This window comes from Treponema sp. C6A8, assembly GCF_000619925.1.
Lineage (GTDB): Bacteria > Spirochaetota > Spirochaetia > Treponematales > Treponemataceae > Treponema_D.
Map to the genome: position 1 here is coordinate 131,027 of NZ_JHVB01000002.1, position 14,440 is coordinate 145,466.

The following is a 14,440-nucleotide window of genomic DNA, read 5'->3' on the forward strand; positions in this document are numbered from 1 at the left end:
AAATGGGTGTCCGCTTGTCGGTGGGAGAATGAACAAAGTTCATTTAGCTGCTCGCTGGCAGGTAGGCACTCTTAATGTGATTTTGACAGTATATTCCTATTTAATGTGATTTTCAACATGACAATAATAGCAAATGCGTTAAAAACGGCAGTCCAGTGAACTGCCGTTTAGCATTTACAAGAAAACGTCTCGTCCGATTTATCGGACGTCAGATTGTGACTTTGAGTTAAAAATATGATACAATAAAACCCTATGGCAGATTATCATGTATTTCCTGATGCGCCGGAAGGAACTCCGGTTGCGAACTTTGTTCACCTTCATGTTCACTCGGACTATTCACTTCTGGACTCCTGTGCAACGCTGGATAAGCTTGTAGCAAAGGCTAAGTCGCTGAATATGCCGGCTCTGGCGCTGACTGACCACGGAAACATGTTCGGTGCCCTCAACTTTGAAAAACTCTGCCACGTTAATGGAATTAATCCGATTGTAGGTGAGGAATTTTACGTTGCCTACGGAAGCCACTACGAAAAAAACGACGTTCCCTACAGCCACAAGGGAGAAGAAGGCGACCGTCACGCCCACTACTTCCATCTTATCCTTCTTTGCGAAAATCAGAAGGGCTACGAAAACATGTGCTGGCTTTCAAGCCGGGCCTTCTGTGATGAAAACGCCCTCTACTACGGAAAGCCCCGCATCGACTTTGAGCTTTTGCAGCAGTATCACGAAGGCTTAATCTGCTGTTCTGCCTGTATTCAGGGTGAACTTCCCCAGATGCTGCTTGCCGGTATGGATAAGGAAGCCCGGGAGCTGGCTCTTAAATACAAGGAGCTTTTTGGCCCCGACCATTATTACATCGAAATTCAGGATCACGGTATTCCGGACCAGAAAATCGTTGCAGAAAAGCTGATTAATCTTGCCCATGAGCTTGATATTCCTCTTGTCGCAACAAACGATATTCACTATGTAGAAAAGGAAGATGCGGTTGCCCAGGATGCCCTGCGCTGTATCGGCTTTAAAAATCTTCTTCACGAAAAGCACGCAAAAATGGGCGGAGACCAGGACCTTGATAACTGGTATTTTAAAACAGAAGAGGAAATGCGCTCCCTCTTCCCTCAGTGCCCGGAAGCCTTTGACAACACAATTAAGATTGCCAACATGTGTAATCTTACCATTAAACAGTATTCAACTCCTGAACTTAAGGAATGTCTGCCTCGCTTTGAATTGCCGGAAGAATTCCGCACACACGGCGACGACTACCAGTCTGACCAGAACGACTATGTAAAATATCTTGTAGAAGAAGGACTTAAAAAACGCTACAAGGAAATTACGCCTGAAATCCGGGAACGTGCCGACTACGAAATGAATACAATTTTCAGCATGGGTTTCTCGGGCTACTTCTTAATCGTTTGGGAATTCATCAACTGGTCTAAATCACTTTACGACCCGGTTCACAAATGTCCTAAGCACTACATTCCGATTGGACCTGGACGAGGTTCCGGTGCCGGTTCCCTTGTTGCCTATGCAATGACCATCACCGACATTGACCCCTTCCGCTACGGATTAATCTTTGAACGCTTCTTAAACCCAGAACGTGTATCCATGCCGGATTTCGACGTTGATATGGACTTCGACTTTCGCCAGGAGATTATCCAGCATACCCGCGATTTGTACGGTGATGCCAACGTAGGACACATCGTAACCTTTGGTACCCTCAAGCCAAAAAACTGTATTGCAGACGTAGGACGAATTCTTGGAATTCCGCTGGCAGAAGTAAACATGCTCAAAAAATGCATTCCTGAAAGTCCTAAGGCAAAACTTAAGGATGCCTTCAGCGAGCCGACAGAAAAAATGCCGGACGGCGGACAGCTCATTCCTTACAAGGATGATCCCCGCTTCCAGGAACTTTTTGAACTTGCCTTTAAGCTTGAAGGCGTAAAACGAAACACAGGTCTTCACGCGTCGGGAATGGTAATCGGTCTTACTCCTCTTCCAAACTGGGCTCCGGTCTTTAAAGACCCTAAAACCGGTGAAGTCGGCGTACAGTACACCATGGATATCATCGAACCTTGCGGCCTTGTAAAATTCGACTACCTGGGATTAAAAACTCTTTCCCTGATCCGCTACGCAGAGGCTATCATAAATAAACACCGCGCGCCGGGAACACCGGAATTTGTTACCGCAGAAGTCAGCGAAACAGATAAACAAACTTTTGATCTTTTCTGCCGGGGCGACTCTGTTGCCGTATTCCAGTTTGAATCGCCTGGTATGCAGAAAATTCTGCGCCAGTTCCAGCCGGAAAAAATTGAAGACCTGGTTGCCTTGAACGCCCTTTACCGACCGGGACCAATGGATTGTATTCCTCAGTATATCGAAGGAAAATGGCACCCTGAAACCGTTCACTACCCTGACCCTTCTCTTGAAGGTCTTTTGAAAGAAACCTACGGTGTAATGGTTTATCAGGAACAGATTATGAAGGTTGCCCAGATTATTGCGGGCTTCTCTCTTGGTGGTGCCGACATGCTGCGCCGTGCCATGGGTAAAAAGAAGCCTGAAGTTCTGATGGGTAAGAAAAAGGACTTTGTTGAAGGTGCCCTTAAGAACGGCCATACAGAAAAACACGCCGAAGAGATTTTTGATATCATGGTTCCTTTTGCTGGCTACGGTTTCAACAAGTCTCACGCGGCCGCTTATTCGGTTCTTGCCTACCGCACAGGCTGGCTCAAGGCCCACTACCCTGCCGAATTCATGGCAGCAAACCTTACAAACGAAATTACCTCTACAGACGGACTTCCTTTCTATATTGAAGAAGCCCGAAAAATGGGCGTTCCCGTTGACCCGCCGGACGTAAACCGCTCGGATGTCATTTTTGACGTTGTTGACGGACGAATCGTTTTCGGACTTAAGGGAATTAAAGGTATGGGAGAAGGCGCCGCCAGCGCAATCGTAAAGGAGCGCGAAGAAAACGGCCCTTACAAAAACTTTATGGACTTTGTAAAACGCGCCTGCACCCGCTTAGAAAAAGGAGAAGACGGACGCGAAAAAATTGCCGTAAACAAAAAGGCTGTCGAAGTTCTTATTAAAACAGGCGGCTTTGACCACTGCGGGCAGCATAACGGCGAACTCCTTAACCGCCCGACCCTGCTTGCAAACCTGGACGGAGCTGTAGATTACGCTTCTGACATTCTTGCAGACAAGATGATTGGTCAGGGTGATTTGTTCGGAGAGCTTGGAGAAGAAGCAAATGCCTACACCGAATATCAGTTTAAGATGATTCCGGACATTCCGACTATGGAAAAACTCAATATGGAAAAGGAATGTATCGGTATTTACGTCAGCGGTCACCCTCTGGACGACTACCAGAAGGCAATTGATCATGCCGTTACCCTAAAATCCAGCAATATGGCACGCATTGCCGCTGAAGAAAAGGCTGCAAAAGACGCAATGGCGGCAAGCGGCGCTAAATTCTATCAGCTGCGTGACGCGGGAAAATCTTATGTGGCACTTGGAATGCTTAGCGGACGCCGCGAAATCACCACTAAAAAAGGTGACAGAATGGCTTTCTGCAAGCTGCTTGATAAGGAAGGTGAAATTGACTGTACCTTCTTCCCGAAAACCTGGGCTCAACTTGGACCTCAGATTCACGACGGCGAAGTTTATGCCCTGCGCGGAAAGGTAGACGGAAGCCGCGAAACTCCGTCCTTCCTTGTAGACGCGGTAGAAGATCCGCAGTCGCTGGAAACACACGCAGCCCAGTCTGTTCATATCAATGTTGATCCGACCTTCAACGGCGAACAGGGATTAATGCAATTAAAAGATTTTTTATTTGATAAAATGGGTAATTGTTCAGTATATTTTCATATAGACACGGGAAATAATCCCTTTGTAATCAAGGCAAACAGTCAGATTACAATCAGTTCCGATCCCGAAGTTCTTAAAGAGCTGAGGGGCATCCCATACGTAAAAGAGGTTTGGACAGAATGATAAGCGCTATTTTAGGAATTCTTTCGGCAGCAGTTACAATTTACACAATGCTCTGCTTTTTAAACATAATTATTTCATGGTTTCCGGGAGCCAAGTTCACAGGCTTTGGCAAGGCAATTTCTGCCCTCACCGATCCATATATGAACTTTTTCAGCCGTTCAGGCTGGCTCACCTTCGGCAACATTGATTTTTCCCCGATTCTTTCAATCGGAATTCTCACTGTGATTTCTTCAATTTTAGGCGGCATTACTTCTACAGGCCGCCTTTACGTGGGCGGAATACTTGCCATAGTAATTAAGATGCTCTGGAACACAAGCTCATCAATTCTTTCTATTCTTTATATTCTTCTTTTTGTTCGCTGGATTGTTCTTCTTATAAGCCACGGTTACACACCTTACAACAGCGGCTGGAACAACGTAGACCAGTTTTTACAGCGCCTCGCCTTCCGCGTTGCCGGTACCTTTGTAAAAGCAAATCTGTCCTACCAGAAAGCACTCCTAATCACAATCTTGATTTTTACAGTGATTCTTGGCTTCGGAACATTTTTCATTGCAAAACTCGAATTCCTCTGCTATCAGCTGCCCTTCTAACAGAGTTCTAGCTTTATATTTTACCCTTGAATGTAAGCAATCGCATCCGTTCTTGCCTGGGTAAGAAGGTCTTTATCCCTCACTATGTCTGCGATGGCGAATTCCAAAGCGCCGGCCTGCAGTGTACCTGTTAACTCGCCGGGGCCTCTTGTTTTTAAATCCTGTTCTGCAATATAAAAACCGTCTGTACTCTGGCGGAGTGCCTTCATGCGTTCAATGCCGCTTTCTGTAAGATTTTTGCTGTAAATAAGGAAGCAGTAGGACTGGTCAGAGCCACGGCCTACGCGTCCCCTGAGCTGGTGAAGCTGGGCCATGCCAAAGCGGTCGGCGTTTTCTATAGCAATGCAGGTGGCGTTCGGAACGTCAACACCTACTTCAATTACGGTAGTAGCAGCCAGCACCTGTATTCTGCCTGCACGGAAATCATTCAAAATCATTGTCTGCTGCTCTTCGTCAATTCTTGAATGGACGAGAGCGCATTTATACTGAGGGTAGATGTGCTTTGAAAGATGTTCAAAAGCCTTTTCTGCGGATTTAATTCGGGCATTTCCGTCATCATCGGTGTATTCGCTGTCGATAGCTGGGTAAACAAAATATGCCTGATGCCCCTTTTCAAGCTCCTTGCGGATTGCTTCGTAGGCATTCATTTCGTTACCTTCCTTTACAAGGTAGGTGGTAATCGGTTTGCGTCCCTGCGGCAGGGTTTTAATTGTAGAAACGTCCAGGTCCCCGAAAATTGTGTAGGCAAGGGTTTGCGGAATCGGGGTAGCGCTCATCATCAGAAGGTGCGGCTCAAAGGTAATGCCGTTTTCGTTTGTGCGCCCCTTTGCAATAATTGCCTGTCGCTGCATAACGCCGAAGCGGTGCTGTTCGTCAATTACAGCCAGTTCCAGATCATTGTAAACAACCTGATTAGAAAAAAGGGCGTGTGTTCCTATTACAATATCAATTTTTCCCTCTTTAAGGTTTTTCAAAAGCTGACTGCGGCCAGCTGATTTTACGTTTCCTGTCAAAAAGGCAACCCGTATTCCCAAAAAATCAAGAAGTCTGCTTGCGGTCTCGGCATGCTGGCGGGCAAGGATTTCTGTCGGCGCCATTAGAGCGCACTGGCCTTTCCAGCTGATTACGCGGAGGCAGACAAAAAGTGAAACCAGGGTTTTTCCCGAGCCGACGTCGCCCTGCAAAAGACGCTGCATGGTGAAGGCACTTTTTTTAGGAAGTGGGATTCCACGATCAGCCTGATTTAATATTCGAGAGCGTTCTTCGTAGCCCCGGTCGATTTCGCTGTCCATCTGATAGATTACCGTTCTCTGGTCATCAGTGAGAGGGAATGGCAGCTTTTCCAAAAACTGTTTTTGCAGCGGTGAAAGAGACTGCAAGAATACTTCAGCTTCTACAAAAGGCTTTGCAGCCGGCTCTTCGGGCGGATTTAAAGTGCCCCGGTGCTTGTAAGCTCGTCGCAAAATCACGCTCTGGAAGTGGAATAATTCTTCGTAGGAAAGTGTGTTACGAGCCTGAACAGCCTCTTGGATTGAAGCGGGCTCGTGAATCATTCTGATTGCGTCCTGTTTTGAAAGAAGTCCTCGTTTTTCTATGATTTCCTGAGGGAGTTCGTCTTCAATTCCCTTTGCATACTGCTGAAGGGCGGCGCTGATTGCCTTTGTAAGTGTTTTTTGAGTTACGCCTTCTGTAAGAGAGTAAACCGGAAGAACCCGGTTATCAGCTGGAAGGCGGCTTGCAAGGTCTGGAGGTAAAATTGCAGCTTCTTCAGGCGGCATAGGAATAACCGCAGGCTTTTCCAGCACAGTGGCTTCAAAGCTTGAAGACTGAAGGGCGTTGTATTTTACAAAAAAACTTCCGTGTACGCTGATAATAGCTCCGGCTGGAAATGATTTTTCAAAGAAAGGCCGGTTAAAGCAGATTAATTCCGCCTGAGCAGTGCCGTCATTTATAATCAGCTTTAATGTGCGCATGTTTCCGTAGCCAAACCACTCCTGACGGACGATTTTTGCTACAGTGTGGATTTTCGGCGAGCGGGCAAATTCGTTTAAGGAAACGCGTCGGGTACGGTCTTCGTAATCGCGGGGGAAATACTGAAGCAAATCCCCCACAGTGAAGATATTTAATTTTGCGAGATTTTTTGTAAGAGCTGGTCCCACCCCGCTTATTGAGGAAACTGGATTTTTAATCTCGGAAACTAACATTATCTGGTTACCACACCTTTAAGCGCACTGATAAGACTTGGGATATTAAAAGGCTTAGTCAAATAAGCATTCATTCCGCATTCAAATATTCTTGCCCGGTCATCACCATAGGCATTTGACGAAACTGCAATAATTGGAATAAGTGCCTTCTTCCTGTCTGAAAGGACGCGAATCTGCTTTGCAGCCTCATAGCCGTTCATAACCGGGAGCCTTGTTTCCATAATAATTACATCATAGTAACTTTCAGGACTGAGCTTAATTTTTTCAAGCGCCTCAACTCCATCACGGGCAAGTTCTACTAAAAAGCCTGAATTTTCCAGCATATCTCTTGTGATAATCTGATTTGTTTCCACATCTTCACAAACAAGAACCCTTTTACCGGAAAAATCTACTCTTGTAGATTTCTTTTCTTCCTGCATAACCGCAAACTCGCAGATTGTAAGAGGCAGCTCAATTATAAACTCACTTCCCATACCTTCCTTACTTGTAACAAAAATGTCACCGCCCATAAGTTTTACGATTCGTTTGGAAATTGCGAGTCCAAGACCGCTTCCCTGGACCTTCTGATTAATGACAGACTTATCGCGGACAAAAGGCTCAAAAATGACATTCAGGAATTCTTCGCTCATTCCAATTCCGGTATCTTTAATTATGATTTCAAAATGTGATTTCTGCTCCGAATCAATTTTTTCATCAGACTTCAGTTCGTTTATAGTTAAATAAATTTTTCCACCATATGGAGTAAATTTAATTGCATTTCCAAGAATATTTAAAAGTACCTGCTGAAGTCTCAGCTTATCAGCAATTATATTTGGATTTGTAATATTCTGCTTAAAGGTCAAATCCAGATTTTTTTCCTTAAGGCTCTGAGAAAGAATTGATGTAATATCAGCCACAAAAGCCGGAAAATTGATTTCATCTTCATTCAGGAAAACAGTCTGACTTTCAATGCGGCTGATATCAAGAATATTATTGATAATTGCAAAAAGATGCTCGCTGGAAACCGTAATCTGCTTAAGGTAATCCAAAAGTTTTTCCTTTTTATTGATACTGGCAGACGCAAGGGAAGTAAAACCGATGATTGAGTTCATCGGAGTCTGAATATCATAAGACATATTATCAAGGAAGAGGGTTTTTGCCTTATTGGCTGATTCAACAGCAGCCAGCGCCTTCTTTGAATGATTTGCATCGCGAACAATAAAAAATATACCGGTAAGGACAGCTGCCAGTATCATGAGGATAACAAAAAGAATATTATCCATTAAGAAGTCAGAAATTCTGTAGTTGTAAAGACCTTCTGTATAACGGTAGGCAAGATTCTGAGCAAACTCCGTTCCTACCATATTTATTCCGCGATTTAAAAGCTTCAAGAGACCTTCATTTCCGATATTAACACCAAAACAGCGGGAATCAGCTGAAATAAGCTGTCTTACAAAAAGTTTTTTATACTCACGGCTTCTTAAAATATCACTTCTAAGGCCATTTACTGTAGTGCAGTCAACAACCCTGTTACGAACCGCATCAAGACATTCTTCTATGTTTTCATATTCAATTATGCGGGCTTCAGGGAAGTAAGTTTTTATGTAATAAGACTGCATTGCATTGTTTCTGTTTACCGCAAAAACATGATTTCCCGATTTAGCGGCCGACACCAGATATATAGAAGACTGAATAAGAGGCTGCGACTGATATATTCCGTTTTTTTCAGAATAATAAAGGCCGCCGCCGACAGGAAATACAACATCAACTTCATTGCGGCTCATAGCCTCAATCATGTCGTAATAATTATCATAGCTGAGATAGATGATTGCCTTCTGAGAAAGTCCAAGGCTCCCTGCCATTCTTGAAAAAACGTCCTTTACGATACCGGTTACATTTCCCATAGCATCAGTTCCACTATAAGGAAGATAATTTTCAAGGTAGCCGACTCTCAAAAGAGGATGATTTTCAATCCAGTTTTTTTCCGCTCCGGTCAATGCCCTGCCGGAAACAGTAGAGTGATAGTATTTTGAACGGAGATTTGAAAGATAATTAGGCTCTTCAACATCAATCAGAGCCTGAGCCTGATTCAGCTGCTTTAAAAGGTCTGGACGTTTTTTATTCACGCAGAGAAAGTAGTCCGTACTTCCAAAATAACACAAAAGTTCGGCATTATGCTTGCTGTAAGTTCCGTCGCCTTCTGTTGCCAGAATATCAATTTCTTTATTATCAAAGGCCGAAAATAGATCTTCATAGGTATTAAAGGTTTCAACAACAGCGTTTACCTTTCCTGCCGCCAGATAATTTTTCAGGCTGTCTACCATGGCGCTTTCAAGAACACCGATTTTTTTATGACTGAAGCTTTGAATTTCATTTGTTACATCTGTATCCTGACGGTGCCTTAAAAGGGCATATTTTTCAACGCCCATAGAATAAGAAGGATAACTTATAAGGGATTCACGTTCCTTTTTCCAGGCCAGTCCCGCAAGCAAGTCAATTTTTCCATCAAGAAGCATAGAGTAAAGCTCAGAAAAATTTCCGTAAACATATTCATATTTCCAGCCGGTATATTCAGAAAGTTTTTGATAATATTCATAGGCATAGCCGCGTTTTACAGCCCCTTCTTCAGCGCCTTCCTGAAAAACTTCATTTTCATAGTATCCGACTATAACTTTATTCTGCCCCTCTTCAGCAAAAGAAAGATTGATTAAAAAAATACAAACAAAAAACAAAATTATTCTATTAATAAGCTTCATATTCCTACAGTATATCATAAATCATGATTTTACACACGACTGATAGAATAACTATCAGTCAATGCCGGAACTCGTTTAAATTCCCGTCCAAAAATGCTAAAATGCCTTTATGGATAAAACAATTTACGTTATCGGGCACAAGAATCCGGATACTGATTCTGTCGTTAGTGCCGTTGCTTATGCTAAACTTAAAAACCTGATGGGCTATCCTGAATATGTAGCTGCCCGTGCAGGTCATCTGAATCCTCAGACAACTTTTATTTTTGAGAAATTCGGGCTTACCCGCCCCCACTATGTTCCAGATTTGATTCCAAAGGTTGAATATTTTATGCCTAAGGGCTGCGAAACTGTTCAGCAGCACGTTTCAATCTGGGAAGCAATCGGACTTATGAAAAAGAAGTCTCTTCGCGTTCTTCCTGTTGTTGATGCAGACGGAAAGTATATTTCCATGCTTCACTACACAGGTTTTGCCGCCGGTGTCCTCAAATTCATGAATCCGGAAAAGCACAACTTTATTTCTACAAGCCTTTCCCTCATTCAGAAAACTTTGAATGCCCAGGTGCTTGTTCAGACTTTTGAAACTGATAAGATTTTCAAGGGCCACGTACTTGTTGCCTCATCTTCTACCAAAAAGTTTGAAAACAACCTCAAGGCTCACGCAAGCGAAGATTTAATCGTAATTGCCAGCGACCGAGAAGACATTCACGAGCTTTGTATCACTCATAAGGTTAAAGTTCTGATTATTACTTCGGAGTTTGCCCTTAAAAAAGAAGTCCGCGAGCAGGCAGAAAAGGCTGGTGTAAGCGTTTTAATCAGTCCTTATTCAACTTCCCCTACCTCAGAGATGATTTCCTTTGCCATGCCTGTAAGTGTAATCGGCGACAAGGAAATTGCCCCTGTTCAGCAGAACGACACAGTTTCAAAAATCAAGGAAATACTTTTTAATTCCCTGATTAAATATCTTCCTGTTGTAGACAATGAAAACAAGGTGATTGGAATTATTTCTGAGCACGATTTACTTCGTGAGCCAAACGTAGAAGTATGCCTTGTTGACCACAACGAGCCTAGCCAGGCGGTAGAAGGTCTTGATCATTACAAAATTCTCGAAATCATCGACCACCACAGACTTGGAAACCTTTCTACAAAATATCCTATTACCTTTATCAATAAGCCGGTCGGTTCAACAGCCACTTTGATTACAGGACTTTACCGCGAGGCAAAAATCCCTATTCCAAAGGAAATCGCTTCCCTTCTTTTGTGTGGAATCCTCAGCGACACCTTGATTTTAAAATCCGCAACCGTAACTCAGGCAGACATCGACACAGCCGAATATCTTTCTGACCTTGCAGACCTTGATATTGAAAGTCTTGGTAACGAAATCATTCTTGCGGGAAGCCGAATCGGTAACCGCTCTGCAGGAGAGCTTGTCCGCCAGGATATGAAGGAATATACCGAAGGCAAGGCAGTTTACACCGTCAGCCAGATTGAAGTTGGCAGCACAAAAGAAATTCTCGACCGCAAGGCTGAATTCTTCCGCGAACTGGAAATTGAACGCCGCAGCCGAAAGGGTCTTTTCTCATGCCTGCTTGTTACAGACATCACAACCCTTTCAAGTATTCTTTTGATTGACTGTGAGGAGGAATTTATTTCCTTTATCAACTGGCCAAAACAGGATGAGCATATTTACTTCCTGCAGGGAGTTGTTTCCCGCAAAAAGCAACTGGTACCGCTTATTACGGAAGTTGTACTTAATTATTTGAAATAAACTTACTGATAAAAGAAAAAATGCTTTCGCGCGGAACCCTGTTTTGCTCCGCCGAGAACGCAGATTGGAAATTATAAAACATTTTCCTGCGTTCTATGTTCCGCAAAACAGGAACCCTACCAAAAATCGAAGAACCGTTAAAAAACAAGCCGAAAGGGTTGTTTTAGGTTCATCGATTAACAGGTTCACAAAAGCCATGCTTTTGTGCCGCTGGGCATTTTTCTTTCTCCAGCTAATAATTTTCCCCTATTTTCAAGGCAATTGTGTCAAATTTACCCACAAATTCCCTTAAAAATCCCCAATGTGTCAAAAAAGACCACAAGATAATAATAAATGGCCAAAAAGGCAAGAAAAATCGTTCAAATTTGCAAAAATTTTCTGTCATTGCCGCACTTGATGCGGCAATCTGTTTTTAAAATACATAGATTGTCGGGTCAAGCCCGACAATGACAAGGATTTTCAACATTTTCTCTTAAATTTTAATAATTTTTCTCAAAATTTTACACTTGGCACATATATTGCTATATATCTAATGAAAAAAGATATCTGCGGAGGCAATAAAATGAAATACGATGATGAAGTTTTGGGAATGTACCTTAAGGAAATCAACAAAATCCCTCTCCTTTCACGCGAAGAAGAAAACGAACTGGCTGTAAAAGCAAAGAACGGCGACAAAGCTGCTAAAAATAAAATCGTAACCTCCAATCTCCGCTTTGTTGTAAATGTTGCAAAAAAATACCAGAATCATGGACTTGATATGACAGACCTCATCAGCGAGGGAAACATTGGTCTTATGACTGCTATCGAAAAGTTCGACGTTTCAAAGGGCTATCACTTCATTTCTTACGCTGTATGGTGGATCCGCCAGAGCATTCTTAAGGCAATCTGTGAAAAGAGCCGCGCTATCCGTCTTCCACTCAACCGCGCTAACGAGCTTGTTCAGATTGAACACGCCCGTAAATCAATCCACGGAAAGAAAACTGAACATCAGGAATACGAAGAAATCGCTGCAATGCTTAATATGAGCACAAGCCACGTTCGCGAAATGATTAACATCAGCCGCGAAATGGTATCTCTGGACGCAGAAGTTTCCGGCTCAGATTCAAGCAAGGCAAACGTTGCAGACTTCCAGGAAGATACAATCAACGTTCGTCCAGAAGAAAAAGTTATTGAGCAGTCAATGTCTAAGGACATCAACCTTGTCCTCGACACTCTTAAACCAAACGAAAGCCGCGTAATCAGAATGCGCTATGGCTTGAACGGAATGAAGGCTATGTCTTTGAAAGAAGTCGGCGAACACTGTGACCTTACAAAAGAACGCATCCGTCAGATTGAAAAGACAGCCATCACAAGACTTCAGCACCCAACCCGCGCCCGCCGCTTAGTAGACTACGCTGCATAATTCAGCTGTAAATCAGGCGGGAGCATGGAGCCATGCCGCAGGCAGCCCGAAGGGCCGCGCGCCAGCAAGTGGCGGAACGCGACTGGGTATTGCGACACGCCTGAAATTTCTATATTATTAGAGAGTCAGTATTTCAACGTGTTTTGAGACGCTGATTCTCTGGAGAGTTCCTGCGACGATGCGGGACGCCGAAGGGTTAAGGCTATTCCAGCCGATATCTCAGGCACAAAGGACAGGGCAAAATAAAAGTTCCATTCCTACTCTGGAGAGTTTGCTAAATGCCACTGGGCAAGACGCAAACTCTATTTTATTTTAAAGGACAAACAACATGTTTGAAGAAATCCTTAACAAAATTGATGACGTTGTATGGGGAATCCCTACAATCGCCCTCATTCTGGTAACTGGTATCGTTATGACAATCGCTACACGCGGTATCCAGTTTACAAAATTCGGCCGTGCTTTTAAGAGCATTTTCAAGGAAAACGAAGGTAAAGGTGAGCTTTCCGGCTTCTCTGCACTTTGTACAGCGCTTTCTGCTACAATCGGAACTGGTAACATCGTCGGCGTTGCTACAGCTATCCTCGCCGGTGGTCCTGGCGCTCTTTTCTGGATGTGGGTTGCAGCACTTTTGGGAACAGCAACAAAATATGCTGAATGTATGCTGGCAATCAAATATCGCGAAGTAAAGGCAGACGGTCACGTTCTTGGCGGACCTTTCTACACAATTGAAAAAGGAATGGGCAAAAACTGGAAATGGCTTGCAGTTCTCTTTGCATTCTTCGGAACTCTTGTAGGTCTTTTTGGTATCGGTACATTTACACAGGTAAACGGTATTTGTGGCGCTATTCAGAACGCCTTCGACCCGGACAAAACAAACATCGCATTTACAATCGGCGGCAATTCTTACGCCTGGGCAACAGTTATCGGTGGCGCAGTAATCACAATCGCTACAGCCCTTGTACTGATTGGCGGTCTTAAACGCATTTCTGCCGTTGCAGAAAAAGTAGTTCCTGTAATGGCAATCATCTATGTATTCCTTGGTGTTTCTGTAATCATCATGAACGCAACACGTATTCCAGCTGCTTTCGCTTTGATTTTCAAAGGCGCATTTGGTTTCGATACAGGTGTACGCGCAATTGCAGGTGCTGCAGCCGGAACAATTATCCGTACAGCAATGCAGAAAGGTATTGCCCGCGGTATCTTCTCTAACGAAGCAGGTCTTGGTTCTGCTCCAATCGCAGCAGCAGCCGTTCAGACTGACGAACCGGTTGAACAGGGTATGGTAAACATGACTGGTACAATCATTGATACATTGATTATCTGTACAATGACTGGTCTTTCAATCGTACTTGCCGGTGGAGACGTATGGAACAGCGGCGCAACAGGTGCAGCCCTCACTTCAAGAGCTTTCAGCGCAATCCTTGGCGGTGACGGTCACTCAGTTCAGTTCCTGGTAATGCTCTGTCTCGTATTCTTTGCATTCACAACAATTCTTGGCTGGGATTACTACTCAGAAAAATGTCTTGAATATCTTTCAGGCGGAAGAATGAAATATGTAAAACTTTACCGCTGGCTCTACATTCTTGCAGTAGCAATCGGTCCTTACATGACAATTTCTGCAGTTTGGACAATCGCCGATATTACAAACGGTTTGATGGCAATTCCTAACTGTATTTCCCTGATTGTTCTCAGCGGCCTTGTTGCTAAAGAAACAAAGGCTTACTTCGACAAGTATCCTAAACTTTAAAATAAATAAATAGCCA

General features: G+C 43.7%; 7 protein-coding genes and 1 riboswitch. Of the genes, 5 read left to right on the forward strand and 2 right to left on the reverse strand.

Annotation, left to right across the window (positions count from 1 at the left end):
* The first annotated feature begins 252 nt into the window (after nucleotides 1–252).
* Nucleotides 253–3,981, forward strand: a complete 3,729-nt coding sequence (dnaE, locus tag T530_RS0104255; protein ID WP_027727958.1) for a DNA polymerase III subunit alpha — start codon at nucleotides 253–255, stop codon at nucleotides 3,979–3,981.
* Entirely contained in the window at nucleotides 3,978–4,571 is a 594-nt protein-coding gene (locus tag T530_RS0104260) for a YggT family protein (protein ID WP_027727959.1), read from the forward strand. Before dnaE ends, T530_RS0104260 begins: the two co-directional genes overlap by 4 nt.
* Before the next feature lie 20 nt (nucleotides 4,572–4,591).
* On the opposite strand, the gene recG is transcribed toward T530_RS0104260, so the two are convergent.
* Together recG and T530_RS0104270 are read right to left on the reverse strand one after the other, a co-directional pair.
* On the reverse strand, nucleotides 4,592–6,775 hold the full coding sequence (recG, locus tag T530_RS0104265) for an ATP-dependent DNA helicase RecG (RefSeq protein WP_027727960.1): 2,184 nt from the start codon (nucleotides 6,773–6,775) through the stop codon (nucleotides 4,592–4,594).
* Complete coding sequence (locus T530_RS0104270) at nucleotides 6,775–9,510, reverse strand: ATP-binding protein (RefSeq protein WP_027727961.1); 2,736 nt, start codon at nucleotides 9,508–9,510, stop codon at nucleotides 6,775–6,777. The genes recG and T530_RS0104270 overlap by 1 nt, the downstream gene beginning before the upstream one ends.
* A gap of 109 nt (nucleotides 9,511–9,619) precedes the next feature.
* Here T530_RS0104270 and T530_RS0104275 point away from each other — a divergent pair, with 109 nt between their 5' ends.
* The 3 genes from T530_RS0104275 to T530_RS0104290 all read left to right on the forward strand — a co-directional run bounded on the left by T530_RS0104275 (nucleotide 9,620) and on the right by T530_RS0104290 (nucleotide 14,424).
* Nucleotides 9,620–11,275 carry a putative manganese-dependent inorganic diphosphatase gene (locus T530_RS0104275; protein ID WP_027727962.1) on the forward strand — a complete coding sequence of 552 codons (1,656 nt, stop codon included), beginning with the start codon at nucleotides 9,620–9,622 and terminating at the stop codon, nucleotides 11,273–11,275.
* Between the two features lie 562 nt (nucleotides 11,276–11,837).
* Nucleotides 11,838–12,677, forward strand: coding sequence for an RNA polymerase sigma factor RpoD/SigA (locus tag T530_RS0104280; RefSeq protein WP_038073625.1), 840 nt, complete (start codon nucleotides 11,838–11,840; stop codon nucleotides 12,675–12,677).
* Between the two features lie 149 nt (nucleotides 12,678–12,826).
* Nucleotides 12,827–12,923: riboswitch (glycine riboswitch) on the forward strand.
* A gap of 82 nt (nucleotides 12,924–13,005) precedes the next feature.
* A complete protein-coding gene (locus tag T530_RS0104290) occupies nucleotides 13,006–14,424 on the forward strand; it encodes a sodium:alanine symporter family protein (RefSeq protein ID WP_027727964.1) in 1,419 nt (472 codons plus the stop codon).
* The last annotated feature ends 16 nt before the right edge of the window (nucleotides 14,425–14,440 follow it).